The organism is Tolypothrix sp. FACHB-123, assembly GCF_014697075.1.
In the GTDB taxonomy this organism is placed as follows: Bacteria; Cyanobacteriota; Cyanobacteriia; order Cyanobacteriales; family Nostocaceae; genus Aulosira.
The window spans coordinates 1-13,441 of sequence record NZ_JACJRE010000006.1; the positions used below are offsets into that span (position 1 = coordinate 1).

The window sequence follows — 13,441 nt, forward strand, 5'->3', positions numbered from 1 at the left end:
TGTCAATACATATAAGGCTTTTGGCAAAATAAAGATGCTTTTTTTGTGTTTATATGAGTGCTATAACTAATAATTTGGCATAATAGCTACTGAAGAACCAAAGTATTTGAGAGCAAATAGCGATCGCATTGTGGTGCAATTTGATTGTATGGGGTGACAATGCGATCGCACTTCCCGATTTTTCAGATAAGGGAACTCCAAAAAATAAACAACAGCTTCATTTCGTTGACTGTGAACTTTTACTTGGAAGATCCTAAACTGAGTGCGATCGCAAATTTACCATCTCAACTCCGACTGCGAAAACCCTGTTGTCCATTCACTGGGTCAAACAATACATCGTATTTGTCAAAAAATCCAATTCCACTATTCACCGATACAGGATTTTCAGCTTTTGTAGACAGATTCACGTTCCACACATTAAACCCATCACGATTACCTGGTTTCACACTGTAGTCCAACACTCCCGGAATTGTCACCTTCACAGAATTTTCCGGGCGTAATCTTCCCGGTTTCAGCTTACCCATAAGTGCAGCAGATTTTATTTCTGTAAAAGCGTTGCTTGCTCCCGTATCCACAACCATTTTACTGTTACAAGTATTCTTCAAAGCACTACCCGCAATAGTTAAACAAACTCCGTTAATTTGAGAATCCCACCTATGACCAGGTACGTCATTAATCGCAGCTTGTTGACTTAAGGGAACCATCCGAAAACCTTCACGATTATTAGCGGTTAAACCAAGAATTAAATTACCGTTATTTTTTCCGCCACTATTACCGCTGACAATAAATCCGCTACTGAGATTTCCTGGTAGTTTCCGCAAGGGGTTATAGGGAAGTGCTTTTTCTCCATAGTTGACACCAATAATACCGGAAAACGCCGCACCGCTTTTTGCTGAACAATTAGGTTTTTGTGGGAGACATTGACGACTGGTAACGATTTGTACGGGAACAGGTTCATCTGTGGGGATGAAACCAATTTGCATAATGGTGTAAGCTAATTCACCTTCTAAGACAGTGCCATCACTTAAAACTTCTTTGATAATTTGACCAGTTCTATTGATAGGTGCATTACCTAGGAATCCTGGCGGAACTCTCAACCCGGACGAACCTGTATCTATTAACACCCGCTTTGGTTGACCACCTGCAACTGATAATTCCATAAAATAACCACGTCCTCGTTGCCCAAGGGAACCTTTGGTGTATAAAGGAACGGATAAAGTATTAAAGCTAGGCTTACGAGCAATAATTTGGGAAGTATCGCGGACAACCGGATTGGGAAAAATTTCTTGAAATCCTGCTTGGCGTTGCGCTACTGGTTCTTGTGCATAATCCCACAAACTTTCATAGTAGAAAAAGGTAACACCTAAACCTTGTTGTTGAGCCGCCCGCACTTGAGATTGAATTTGGTGCATGGGAACTGGGCGATTTCTCAACCCTGTCATGATACCAACGCCAGTGGGTATTAATTGTTTAGTCTCCAAAAGTTCTGGACTGATGAGTTTACTGTTAAAACTCTCCAAATCGTTACGGTAAAGCTGGACAATCAATTCATCTACAACACCTAACCTTACCCAGTTCAGCCAGTCTTGGAGTTGAAATTTATACGCAAAATCGTAGTAATTAGGAGATACAGAGAAAATTGCATTGGGCTTTCTGGCTTTCACAGCTCGATTTAGCTGCATCATAAAAGCTGTAATTTTATCTGCGCGCCATTGCTTCCATGCTTGGGCGTGGGGATTGGATGGGGGAGGATTACCAGTTTCCTGAGTAAACAAGTTAACTGTGTACTTGTCGTAGCCAAAATCAACAGGTAAACTCATGTGGTCATCAAATTGAATCCCATCAGCGTTATATTTGGTGATGATTTCTAATACTAAATCACTAATAAACTGCTGCACTTCTGGGTGAAAGGGATTCAGCCAAGCTACTTCACCCGCAGCGCTAATGGAGGTTTGGGTTCCATCTTGCTTTTGCGTCAGCCAATCGGGATGGTTGGCTGCGAGTTCGGAAGTGAGAGGAGCCATAAAACCAAACTCAAACCAGGGAATAGCGAGAACGCCTTGGTTACGCGCTTGATTAACGATGTCTGCAATTATGTCTTGTCCTTCTCTACCTTTGAAGTAGAAAGGAATACCTGCGCGTTTGGCTACGGCGCTGGGATATTTTGTATAACCATCATTCCAAACTACGGGATAAATGGTATTAAAGTTCAAGCGGCGTAGTTGGGCGATGGTGTCTTGAAGTTTCGCGCGATCGCTCAGAATGTCAAAATCATTATTAGTTAGCCACACTCCGCGAATTTCTCCCATTGGTGACGGCGACATTTGCGCGGTTACCGGGGTGAGGTGATTTAGTAGCAATACTGTAGTAAATGATAATGCAAAGAGAATGGAGAGCGATCGCTTAATCCACCGTGAAAGCCTATGAATAAAAGATACTTGCATAATCAAAGACATTAGCTTACTAAGTAAGCTAAAAATTTTTATACCTTTATAGTGAAAGTGACTAACCATTACTGTTAAATAGGCTTGCTGAAAATTCCCGACAATCCAAACATAAAATTACTGCATCAGAAAACCTGATGCAGCATTAGCTTAATGAGACAATTGACGCAATTAATTGGTGATTAGTGCCTAAATACCTAAATCTATGGGTAAATCATCTCCTAATCAGGACTTCAATCCAGAATTATCCGATGCTAAACTGCTGACTACGAACTCAAACTACTAGATGATTGACAATGTTTTTGCAAAAGATTCATCGCTAATTCAAAACTATTAGGTTGAGTTTGGACGGCGTAAGCTTCTCTTTCTAAATCCTGTCTGTGGACATCGGTATATCCCATAAAAAATGGTCGCGCATAATTTATGGGTTGGATTTTTAACCCTAAAGTTCTAATTTTACCTTTGCCTGCACATACTTGGGCTGCATGAACAGACTCGTGGATTAGAGTTTGAATAGCGATTTGTAAATCAAAAACGACGGGATTAATCCAAATTTTTTTGCTATCTACTTCTAATAAACCGTAAGCTCCGCGCTTTGGTGGTAGCTGGATGATGACCTCAAACCCTGATTTTTCTAGTTGATTTTTTAATTTGCTAAATTGTTGTTCGCTATTTGGGATTTGCGCAATGAGTAATAACGAAGTTAATAAAAGATTTTTGAGCATCATATTTGCACGCGCGATCGCATAAATTAAAGGGTGGGATTATACCCACCCTCTTAAAGTTACGATTCCAGTACTTGTGCTGTCTTCTGTTTATCCAACTTGAGCATTAAAACTCCCAGAGGTGGTAAACACAAATCTAGGGAATAAGGACGATTGTGCAACGACCAATCATCAGTCCACTTACCGCCTAAATTACCCATGTTGCTACCGCCATACTGGCGCGCATCACTATTAAACAACTCGGTATAAAAACCCTTTTCTGGTACACCTATGCGGTAATGGGAATGAGGCTGAGGTGTGAAGTTGCAAACCACAACCACGAAATTATCAGAATCCTTTTCCCGACGAATGAAGGAAACTACACTATGGCGGTTGTCGCTACAATCAATCCACTCAAACCCAGGTTCAGCAAAATCTTGGGTATATAAAGCTGGTTCGCCGCGATAAAGATGGTTTAGTTCGTGGAAAAACTGTTTTAACTGTTGATGGGCTTCATATTGCAGTAGGTGCCATTCTAAATCAGCCCAAACATTCCACTCACTCCACTGCCCAAACTCCATGCTCATAAACATGGTTTTCTTACCTGGGTGAGCAAACATATAGCTAAACAAACAGCGTATATTAGCTAACTTCTGCCATGTATCCCCTGGCATTTTCCCAATCATGTTGCTCTTTCCATGCACCACTTCATCATGGGAAAGCGCCAGCATGAAGTTTTCGCTGTGGTTATACCACATACTAAAGGTGACGTTGTTTTGGTGGAATTGACGGAACCAAGGATCCATGCTGAAGTAGTCCAGCATGTCGTGCATCCAGCCCATATTCCACTTTAAGTTGAAACCCAGACCACCTGTATAAGTCGGCCAAGATACCATCGGCCAAGAAGTAGATTCTTCCGCAATAGAAAGCGCACCAGGAAAATAGCTGAAAATCAGATAATTTACTTGACGCAGAAATTCTGCTGCTTCTAAATTTTCTCTACCACCGTATTGGTTAGGTAGCCATTCGCCTGGTTTACGGCAATAGTCAAGGTAGAGCATGGAAGCGACAGCATCGACGCGAATGCCATCTATATGGTACTTATCAAACCAAAATAGGGCGTTTGCAGCCAAGAAATTACGGACTTCATGACGCGAATAATTAAATACCAGGGTTCCCCATTCTTTGTGTTCGCCTTTGCGGGGGTCGGCGTGTTCGTACAAGTGACTACCATCAAAGAATGCTAGACCATGTCCATCTTTGGGGAAGTGACCGGGAACCCAATCGACAATTACACCAATGTCATTTTTGTGACATTGGTCAACAAAATACATGAAATCTTCAGGAGTGCCAAACCGGGAAGTAGGAGCATAATATCCGGTTACTTGATATCCCCAAGAGCCATCAAAGGGGTGTTCGGCAATGGGTAACAGTTCTACGTGAGTGTAACCCAATTCTTTGACGTAAGGTATCAGTTTATCTGCTAATTCTCGGTAGGTAAGGAAGCGCGCGCCGGGTTTGAGTTCCGAAACTATAACTACAGGTTCAGTTTCTCCATTGGGTAATTTAGCAGGTTCAGCACTAGAAGCATGTAACCAAGAACCGATATGAACTTCGTATACGGAAACAGGTTGGGTAAGGGGGTCAGTATGACGCCGCTTTTCTAACCAGTCTTCATCACTCCATTTATAAGTATTTAAATCGGTAACAATTGATGCAGTTTTTGGGCGCGGTTCCTGTTGGAAACCGTAGGGATCGGATTTTTCGTAAATGTGACCTTCAAAATTTTTGATTTCATATTTATAATGCTCGCCCGCTCCTAATTCGGGAATAAACAATTCCCAAACGCCAGTGGGGCCTTTGCGCATTTGGTGTTTGCGCCCATCCCAATTATTAAAATCGCCCAGCAAAGAAACGTTACGAGCATTAGGTGCCCAAACGGCAAAGTACACGCCTTTGACACCATCTACTTCTGTTAGGTGCGCTCCTAGTTTTTCGTAAATTCGGTGGTGGTTACCTTCACCAAATAAATGCAAATCAAAGTCTGTGAGCCGGGGAGAACGGAAGGCGTAAGGATCGTAGGTGACGCGCTCGTGCTCCCCTTCTTTAATTCTTAATTGATAGTTTGCCAGTTCTGCTGTTTCAATTGTGCATTCAAAAAAGTGGGGATGATGCACTGTTTGCATAGGGTATTCTTTCCGTTCTTCCGGGATTACTACCCATGCTGCACTTGCATTCGGTAGGTAGGCTCGCACAGCCCAGACATTTTTGCCATTTTGTTCGATGAGATGCGAACCCAGTACTTCAAAAGGATCTTGATGTTGATTCCAAACGATGCGGTTAACCTGTTCAGGGGCGATCGTGGTCATGGACATGAAAGCTACCTACGTTAAATAAAGTGATTGAGTAAACGAGTTTTCTAATTTCTATATATATTCTTTACATTTATTTGCAATTTTGTCCTCACCGTTATCGTACATCAGAAATGATGAACTAGTACCTTTAGGCATGAGGGGCAGGGGGAAGTGTGGGGATTTCTCTTCCCCAATGCCCAATGGCCAATGGCCAATGCCAAATTCGTCAAATTCCTAAAAATGGGAAAAATTGCAGTAAAGCTTTACGTAAGCGTAATAAGAAGATCTGATCCCGGATTTTCGGATCTAGTTTGGGTGGTGGGCTAACTCGCAACTGTTCTTGTAATTGTGCATATTCTGCGGGATTTAGAGGCTGACCATCAATAGGCGATCGCGCTGAGATAATTATCTCTGTCCGTAGAATTTCTTCGGGAATATCTTCTGGTGGTGGTAATGCTATAACTACTGCTGCTAAATGGCTACTTAACCACACAACAATGCTCGTGCTGATGCTCAAAACCAAAAATTTTGTCCGCTTCATCGGTATCCTTTGAAGTTCTGAGTCCAGATTGCCATAGAGGAATAATCTGTCAAGCCCAAGCTGACAGATAAATTTTAGTAGAGAGAACTGCTGTAGCGGCGATCGCTACCTAGCTTGCATCGCCTTGACAGAATACCCAGCTTAATGTTATGGAGGTGTGCTATCCCTTGACCTCAGCCTATCTGAGTATTTTTTATCTCCAGCCATGACCAAGTAAACTAAGTGTCAGGGTTTGTGGAAAACTTACCAAGACTGTAGTTGCCACCTACAAAAGGTGGAAAAACTGAAAAAATTTTTTGATGAAATATTATTATGCGAGCGCAGTAGAAGGACACTTGGTGGCAATAGCGATCGTCTTTACCAGTGTCCTTCATTTTACTGGCTAGGTTAAAATATACTTGAGCAACCTCAAGTTTTTATTCAGCAGCACCAGTTGTCTTAAATACTGATCCTCACCAAATTGACTCTAGGTATCTGGTGAGGAATGCTGTTAGTAACCTTAATAAGACTAAGGTTTTTTGGGAGAAGCGGCAGGGGAAGTGGTTGCAGCAGGGGTAGTGGTTGTTGTAGTACCACTTGCAGGGGTTTTAGTAGCTCCAGTATCACTTGGTTCGCCTGTAGCTGGGCTGCTGGTTGCACCACCAGGTGTACCAGTATCACCACCACCTTCACAGGCTCCTAGAAATGTAGCCAGACTTAAAACCAAAGCCAAACCAAAGATTTTTGTTTTCATAACTCCTCTTTCACCAATTGTGGCAAGAATAAATTTTCGCCTGATGAATAAGATACCTTATTTATTGCTTTTTTTTAAAATACTTTGAGGGATATATATTCAAAACATTTTAAGCTCATCCCACCTCTAAAGGGATGGAATTTCAAGTTGACGGTTGACTGTTAACGGTTGACCGATGACTGTCAACCGTTAACCAGCGGCGGTTTATCATCCCTCCCACCCCTTAAAGGATTGAGCTTCCTGCCGCATTTGGTAAATTTAGCTGCAAAGCGAGCTATCATAACCAAAAATCGCTATGTTTTCTCAGACACTTGTCGCTTTCTCCATAGCATTGCCATACTTTAGAGACAATGCGCAAATCTCAAGCGATCCAAGCGCAGTTTGCAATCAGTAAGCATTACCAGACTTGAGTGATGCAAACATTGGGGCAGCTACCTACCAGAAGACTGAAAATGAGTTTAGGGTATTATTTGTGCCGAGCGATCGCATTCAATGTGATTTCAACCTGAGCAAAAACCAACAAGCAATATACAATCTAGTTTTTCCAATCTAAAGAAGAAAAAATTATGCCTGCTGCTCGCAAATCAGCTGTTTCTACGACGAGTAATTGGTTTTGGCGAGACCCTACCCTATCTTTAGGGAAAAGGCGATCGGCAAATCGACAATCAGCCGCACCACAAGCGCCTACACCTGCTGTTGAATCTTTACCAGTACCGACTAACAGACAACGGCGTTCATCGAAAAATTTATCTGTTTCAGCGACAAATGGGTCAGTTATGCGCCCAGGAGTGCGATCGGGTAAACCAGCATCTACTAATTTACAAGCGCAAGGGAATACTGGACAAAAAAGCCAGAAATTAGGCTTTTTGAACTTTCCTGCCACAAGTAATGCCGGAACCTTACCTACATGGTTACTGCGTTTCTATGCTGTGCATCGTTATTCCTCAGTTTTTACATTTTTATTAGTAGCAACAACCCTAGTAGTCTACGGCTGGACAGTATATTCTCAGGAAATTTGGAGCCGGGGATACCGTAAACTACAAAATTTGCAGCGTCATGAGCGACAGCTGACGACAACTAATGCCGCACTAACAAACAAAATGGCGGAAGAAGCAGAACAACCAGCAGCCGGATTGGCACTACCAACGCCATCTCGGACGATTTTTCTGCCCCCAGCATCTAACAGTCCTAATTCCATACCCACTCAGACTACACCCAGCCAAGAAACGCAACCGCCAATTTCCTCACCACTGGGATACTAAAGTTCAAGAGTTAATAGTCAAGAGTCAATAGTCAATACTCAATGCTCAATGCTCGATGGTAAATTGACTTTGGACTGTGAACTTTGGACTCTTGACAATGGACTATTGACTGTGGACTTTGGACTATTGACAATGGACAAACCCAATGCGTAAGTCACCAAGTAGAAGTAAGTTCAAAAATTTTCGCCATTCAGACTTTACCAGGCGGAGAAAGTTTTCTAAACAAGGTTTACCAGAGAACTCGACTACCACTAATAATCCAGACAAACTAGCCAATAGCAGAACTCGACTATTCATCACATGGGGTGTACTAATTGCTGCTGGGTTGGGATTAGCGATTAATTTGTATCAATTACAAATTGTGCGGGGAGCCAAGCTAACCCAAAGAGCGAGAAACCAGCAAATGGTTAATCTCAGACCTTTTATGCCTCGTCGCCCAGTAATAGATCGCAATAATAATTTGTTGGCGATCGACCGTCCTGTATATACTGTTTTTGCTCATCCCAAACTGTTTGATAAATCTAATGAAGAAATTGCTAAACTTATAGCTCCGGTAATCAATAAAGATGTTGATGAATTAGTCAAAATATTTGACAGTAAAAAAAGTGGCATTACATTAGCCTCAGCATTGCCCGAAGAAATTGCCGATCGCTTTATTTCCTTACGCTTAAATGGGTTTGAATTTACACAAAAATACTCGCGTTTCTACCCTCAACAAGATTTAGCAGCTGATGTGGTAGGTTACGTGAATCTTGACCGTCGCGGTCAGGCAGGGGTGGAATATAGTCAAGAGAAGTTATTAGAACGTCCTGTACAAACGGTGCGATTAAGTCGTGCAGGTAATGGTGCATTGATGCCCAATAATGCACCGGAAGGATTTTTGCATTTTGATGACTTGCAATTACAACTAACTATCGATAGCCGCCTGCAACGGGCTGCTCGTTCTGCACTCAAGCAACAGATGGAAAAGTTTGGTGCAAAACGAGGTGGAGTCATTGTCATGGATGCAATGGATGGCTCAATACTTGCCTTAGTTTCCCAACCGACTTACGATCCGAATCAGTACTCGAAAGCGAAAATCGAACTGTTTAAAAATTGGACTGTAGCCGATCTTTACGAACCAGGCTCGACATTTAAGCCGTTAAATGTGGCGATCGCTCTCGAAAATGGTGTAATTAGACCAGACGATGTATTTAACGATCCTGGTTCCATTGCAGTCGCCGATCGCATCATTAGAAATGCGCAAAACAAAAGTTACGGGCAAATCAACATTGCGCAAATTCTTCAACATTCCAGCAATATTGGTATGGTACAAATGATCCAACGATTGCAGCCCAATGTCTACTATAACTGGCTGGAACGTTTGGGTTTAGGACAAACCTCAGATACAGATTTACCTTTTGAAGTCGCTAGTCGGCTGAAAAGTCAAGAAGAATTCATTTCCTCACCCATTGAACCTGCGACTACCTCTTTTGGCCAAGGCTTTTCTTTAACACCCTTGCAACTAGTACAAATGCACGGAGCTTTAGCGAATGGCGGTAAATTGGTAACGCCTCATGTTATCCGTGGACTAGTTGATAGCAAAGGGCAGATGCATTACACACCCAATCGCCCTACACCACGCCAAATTTTCTCCCCTGCGACAACCCAACGAGTAGTGGAAATGATGGGATCTGTAGTTGCTCAAGGCACTGGCAAAGTAGCACAAATACCACGTTACCAGATCGGTGGTAAAACAGGCACAGCACAAAAAGCTAGTGCTTCTGGTGGTTATTTAGCTGGTGCTAGAATCACTAGCTTTGTCGGGATTTTACCTGTAGAATCTCCCCGCTATGTTGTTTTGGCATTAGTAGATGAACCAAAAGGAGAAAATGCCTATGGTTCTACCGTCGCCGCACCGATTGTCAAAGCTGTAATGGAAGCATTAATTCCCATTGAACAAATTCCGCCTAGTTTACCAGGCGATCCTAACCCAGTAACTCCTCAAAGTTAGGGCATGGGGCATTGGGCATTGGGCATTGGGCATTGAGCATTGGGCATGAGGAAATAACAACTAACAACTGACAACTGACAACTGACTAAACCAATAAATGCTGGCTATTTTCATTACGATGCTTTTTCAAATATTCCATGAATGGCGTACCGCCTGTACCGATATTGGTGTTGTTGTTGGATTTTGCAGTTTGTTGGTTAATATAAGCAGCAGCAAATTTGAGATGCTGAGTCCGAAATTGTTCTATCTGGGAAACGCAATCGTTATATAAATCTCTCAGTTTAGGTAATTTCTCCATGCGAGTTCTGACAAAATGGCGCAGTGTTGAACGCTTTTCTACTTCTTGGATAAAAGCGCTGTGTTGAGGTGGCATATAATCCCGCAATTCTATTAAGAATTCCCGTAAGGGATCGTTTTCGTGAACTATATTAAATAGAGCATCCATTGTGGGTACAATGCTGCTTTGTGCCCCTGTTGAACCACGAAACTGCTGCGGTTTTTCGCCATAGGCTGCTACACCTTCATAAATTAAGCCTTCTGGTAATGCCGGGTTGTTTTTCCAGCCATGAATGTAAGGACGTACCCGATTGTAATAAATGTAGGGATCGCAAGCTTCTGGCATCCGTTTCATGGTGGTATTAATGTTTATCCATGCCTGGTTGATATTCTCTAATCCACCCATAACTATATTGGTGTTGTTTTGGGCAATCCCCTGCAAAATTATGGGTATTGCTGCTAATGCCGATGCAGCTTTGGCTTCGATGTCGATGTGAATTAAAATAAACCAGTCTTCATCTAACCCACCTAAAAAGTTTTGCCACAACATGATGTTGCCTATTTCGATGGGTTCTGTTTCGTAAATTTTTATCCAATTGTCTAAGGCATAGGAAGCATAAGATAATATGGGCGGTCTACCTAGTTTTTGCGCGATTGTGTAAAAAGGTACGGCAATATTACTTGGTAGGATTTGAGCAGGTGTTGCTTCTCCCCAAACATAGGCATGGGTGAGGTAGGAATATACTTGCATCGCCTGTCGCAATTGCATCTGGGTTAATGTTGCTCGCTCTACGTCTACTTTGAGGATGGTAGCGAGAAAGGAGCGAATTTTGCGAGTAGCCATTAATTTTGGTAGCAAGCTCGCAGTTTTTTGCACTTGCCAAAATATATCTGGTAATTGCACCTCGGCGGGAGAATGGGCTGGTAAAAAACCAGTTTCCGGACTAATTTCGTAATCTTCAAGCCGGAAAGGTTTGGGTGCGATGGCAGTCATAATGCTTTGCCTCCTGATAATCTTCGCGCAGTACGCGACGCATAACTTTATTCGATGCAGTTCGCGGCAATGTATCAATAATTACGAGGTCTTGAATTTTAAATAAAGGATTGAGTTGCTGACGAATTGCGGTTTGTAAGGAATTTTTCAGTAATTCTTTGTTTGGCTGGATGTGACTTTCCAGGACAGCGTAAACGATTAACTGACTCGGCCCGCCTTCAGGGGGTGAATAAGCGATCGCCACAGCTTCGCAAATTCCCTCTACAGTATTCAAAATTTGCTCAATCTCCATTGAGCTAACTTTGATACCGCCTAAATTCATCGTGTCATCCACACGACCATGAGTCCGGTAGTAGCCATTGCTTAATCGCTCGATTTGGTCACCGTGACGCCGTAAGGATGAGGCGGGAGTATGGGCAAAGTAAACTTGATGGTGGTCTTTATTAATTATCTCAGTAGATAGCCCGATAGAAGGCGTAATGATAAATACTTCGCCTGTGTCACTTGACTGACCTGATTCATCAAAAATCACCAAGTCTAAACCCAAAGCGGGTGTAGTGAAAGTTGAAGGTGCAGCAGCCTGTACCACTGTACTAGTCAAATATGCGCCGCCAATTTCTGTACCGCCGCAGTACTCTATTATTGGTTTGTAGCCAGCTTGAGACATCAAAAACAGCATATCTTGAGGATTGGAACATTCACCTGTGGAACTGAAAGCTTTGATGCTGCTCCAATCCAGTCCTTGCATACAGGCGGTAGTTTTCCAAATGCTGACTAAACTAGGCACTACACCCAAGATATTCACATGGGCGTTTTGAATAAATTCACCAAATTCCCTTTCTGTGGGCGTGCCATAGTAAAGGGCAATAGTTCCACGATTAATTAAGCTGGCATAAATTAGCCAAGGCCCCATCATCCAGCCTAAATTTGTCGGCCAAGCTACCACATCACCAGGGTGAATATCTTGGTGTAAATGCCCATCTACAGCGCATTTGATAGGGGTGGTTTGCGTCCAGGGGATTGCTTTGGGTACTCCGGTAGTACCTGAGGAGAAGAGGATATTTGTATGGGCTGCTGGGTGAGCAATTACAGCCTCAAATTGTTCGTTTTGGCTGAGAAATTCCTTCCAAGTCAAATCGCCAGAACGCAATTCTACAGAGGAACCGAGGACGATCGCTCTTGGTGCATTGGCATCAACTATTTTGCTATACAGGGGGAGTTGTTTACCACAACGCCAAACATAGTCTTGGGTGAAGATAGCTTTCGCCTGTGCAAGGTGCAACCGCATAGCAATTTCCGCAGGTGCAAAACTATCAGCGATGGAAACAACCACACAGCCAGCTTTGACAATACCCAAATAAATCGCCACTGATTCCGCAGTCATGGGTAGAGCGATCGCGATCGCATCCCCAGTTACAAAGCCAGCTTGTACCAATCCATTGGCGACGCGGTTAGTTAAGCGGTGGAGTTCGCTATATGTAAGGGTAGATAAAGAACCGCCTTCTTCCTGGAAAATAATCGCGGTGGCGTTTTCATCGGCTAAAAAACAACTCTCCGCAATATTCAAACGCCCATCCACTAGCCATTGCGGTGATTCTACACCCTGAGATAAATCAACAATTTTACTGTAGGACTGTTGGAAACGAATGCCTAATCGTTGAATCATTATCTCCCAGAATTCGCCACGACGCTGGGCTGACCATGCGTGTAATTCTGGGTAGGAATTCACGTTAAGCTGCTTCATCAACGCGGCGATGTTGGTTGATTGGATTTGCTCATCGCTGGGGAACCAAGCGGGAGGCTGTCCGGTTTGCCAATCAGCAAAAGTAGTTTGATAAAGTAGTTCGTGAAAGTGAAAGGGTTGATTGGGTTTGAGAATATCTTGGGTAAGGTGCTGCCAACATTCTACGGCAGGGAGGGAGGATAACCACTGATTGATTTGTGGTAGCATTGCGGCAGCGGTTTCTTGTGCTATGCCGCAAGCGGTTATTTGTTGGAGCGATAACTGCTTTGTCATCGCTTTTTACCTCATATATGAATTTTAGATTTTAGATTTTAGATTTTGGATTTTGGATTAAAAATCCATACCTCTAAACAGTAACTTTTTTAACTCTGTGTCACGCCAGTTGCTACAACGAGG

At 42.9% G+C, this 13,441-nt stretch carries 9 protein-coding genes; 2 read left to right on the plus strand and 7 right to left on the minus strand.

Annotated features, from left to right (window positions below; translation table 11 throughout):
* Window positions 1-284: 284 nt before the first annotated feature.
* The 5 genes from H6G41_RS05920 to H6G41_RS05940 all read right to left on the minus strand — a co-directional run bounded on the left by H6G41_RS05920 (window position 285) and on the right by H6G41_RS05940 (window position 6,776).
* Window positions 285-2,456 carry a glycoside hydrolase family 10 protein gene (locus tag H6G41_RS05920; RefSeq protein WP_242037816.1) on the minus strand — a complete coding sequence of 724 codons (2,172 nt, stop codon included), beginning with the start codon at window positions 2,454-2,456 and terminating at the stop codon, window positions 285-287.
* Between the two features lie 254 nt (window positions 2,457-2,710).
* Window positions 2,711-3,172 carry a hypothetical protein gene (locus H6G41_RS05925; protein ID WP_199316060.1) on the minus strand — a complete coding sequence of 154 codons (462 nt, stop codon included), beginning with the start codon at window positions 3,170-3,172 and terminating at the stop codon, window positions 2,711-2,713.
* A 56-nt stretch (window positions 3,173-3,228) separates the two neighbouring features.
* Window positions 3,229-5,523 carry a 1,4-alpha-glucan branching enzyme gene (gene glgB, locus H6G41_RS05930; RefSeq protein WP_190744529.1) on the minus strand — a complete coding sequence of 765 codons (2,295 nt, stop codon included), beginning with the start codon at window positions 5,521-5,523 and terminating at the stop codon, window positions 3,229-3,231.
* A gap of 205 nt (window positions 5,524-5,728) precedes the next feature.
* Complete coding sequence (locus tag H6G41_RS05935) at window positions 5,729-6,043, minus strand: hypothetical protein (RefSeq protein WP_190744531.1); 315 nt, start codon at window positions 6,041-6,043, stop codon at window positions 5,729-5,731.
* 508 nt (window positions 6,044-6,551) lie between these two features.
* Window positions 6,552-6,776: a hypothetical protein gene (locus H6G41_RS05940; RefSeq protein WP_190744533.1), complete on the minus strand. Its 225-nt coding sequence runs from the start codon at window positions 6,774-6,776 to the stop codon at window positions 6,552-6,554.
* 566 nt (window positions 6,777-7,342) lie between these two features.
* On the opposite strand from H6G41_RS05940, the gene H6G41_RS05945 reads away from it, so the two are divergent.
* Window positions 7,343-8,038 carry a hypothetical protein gene (locus H6G41_RS05945; protein WP_190744535.1) on the plus strand — a complete coding sequence of 232 codons (696 nt, stop codon included), beginning with the start codon at window positions 7,343-7,345 and terminating at the stop codon, window positions 8,036-8,038.
* 145 nt (window positions 8,039-8,183) lie between these two features.
* Window positions 8,184-10,031, plus strand: coding sequence for a penicillin-binding protein 2 (locus tag H6G41_RS05950; RefSeq protein WP_190744537.1), 1,848 nt, complete (start codon window positions 8,184-8,186; stop codon window positions 10,029-10,031).
* Between the two features lie 85 nt (window positions 10,032-10,116).
* Here the strand turns inward: H6G41_RS05950 and H6G41_RS05955 are convergent, their stop codons facing one another.
* Both H6G41_RS05955 and H6G41_RS05960 read right to left on the minus strand, forming a co-directional pair.
* Window positions 10,117-11,301, minus strand: a complete 1,185-nt coding sequence (locus tag H6G41_RS05955) for a hypothetical protein (RefSeq protein WP_190744539.1) — start codon at window positions 11,299-11,301, stop codon at window positions 10,117-10,119.
* Complete coding sequence (locus tag H6G41_RS05960; RefSeq protein WP_190744540.1) at window positions 11,267-13,318, minus strand: AMP-binding protein; 2,052 nt, start codon at window positions 13,316-13,318, stop codon at window positions 11,267-11,269. The genes H6G41_RS05955 and H6G41_RS05960 overlap by 35 nt, the downstream gene beginning before the upstream one ends.
* Window positions 13,319-13,441 lie beyond the last annotated feature (123 nt).

Coding starts and splice junctions, on each gene's coding strand:
- H6G41_RS05920 (WP_242037816.1), bottom strand. CDS start 2,456: ATGTCTTTGATTATGCAAGTATCTTTTATTCATAGGCTTTCACGGTGG.
- H6G41_RS05925 (WP_199316060.1), bottom strand. CDS start 3,172: ATGATGCTCAAAAATCTTTTATTAACTTCGTTATTACTCATTGCGCAA.
- glgB (WP_190744529.1), bottom strand. CDS start 5,523: ATGTCCATGACCACGATCGCCCCTGAACAGGTTAACCGCATCGTTTGG.
- H6G41_RS05935 (WP_190744531.1), bottom strand. CDS start 6,043: ATGAAGCGGACAAAATTTTTGGTTTTGAGCATCAGCACGAGCATTGTT.
- H6G41_RS05940 (WP_190744533.1), bottom strand. CDS start 6,776: ATGAAAACAAAAATCTTTGGTTTGGCTTTGGTTTTAAGTCTGGCTACA.
- H6G41_RS05945 (WP_190744535.1), top strand. CDS start 7,343: ATGCCTGCTGCTCGCAAATCAGCTGTTTCTACGACGAGTAATTGGTTT.
- H6G41_RS05950 (WP_190744537.1), top strand. CDS start 8,184: ATGCGTAAGTCACCAAGTAGAAGTAAGTTCAAAAATTTTCGCCATTCA.
- H6G41_RS05955 (WP_190744539.1), bottom strand. CDS start 11,301: ATGACTGCCATCGCACCCAAACCTTTCCGGCTTGAAGATTACGAAATT.
- H6G41_RS05960 (WP_190744540.1), bottom strand. CDS start 13,318: ATGACAAAGCAGTTATCGCTCCAACAAATAACCGCTTGCGGCATAGCA.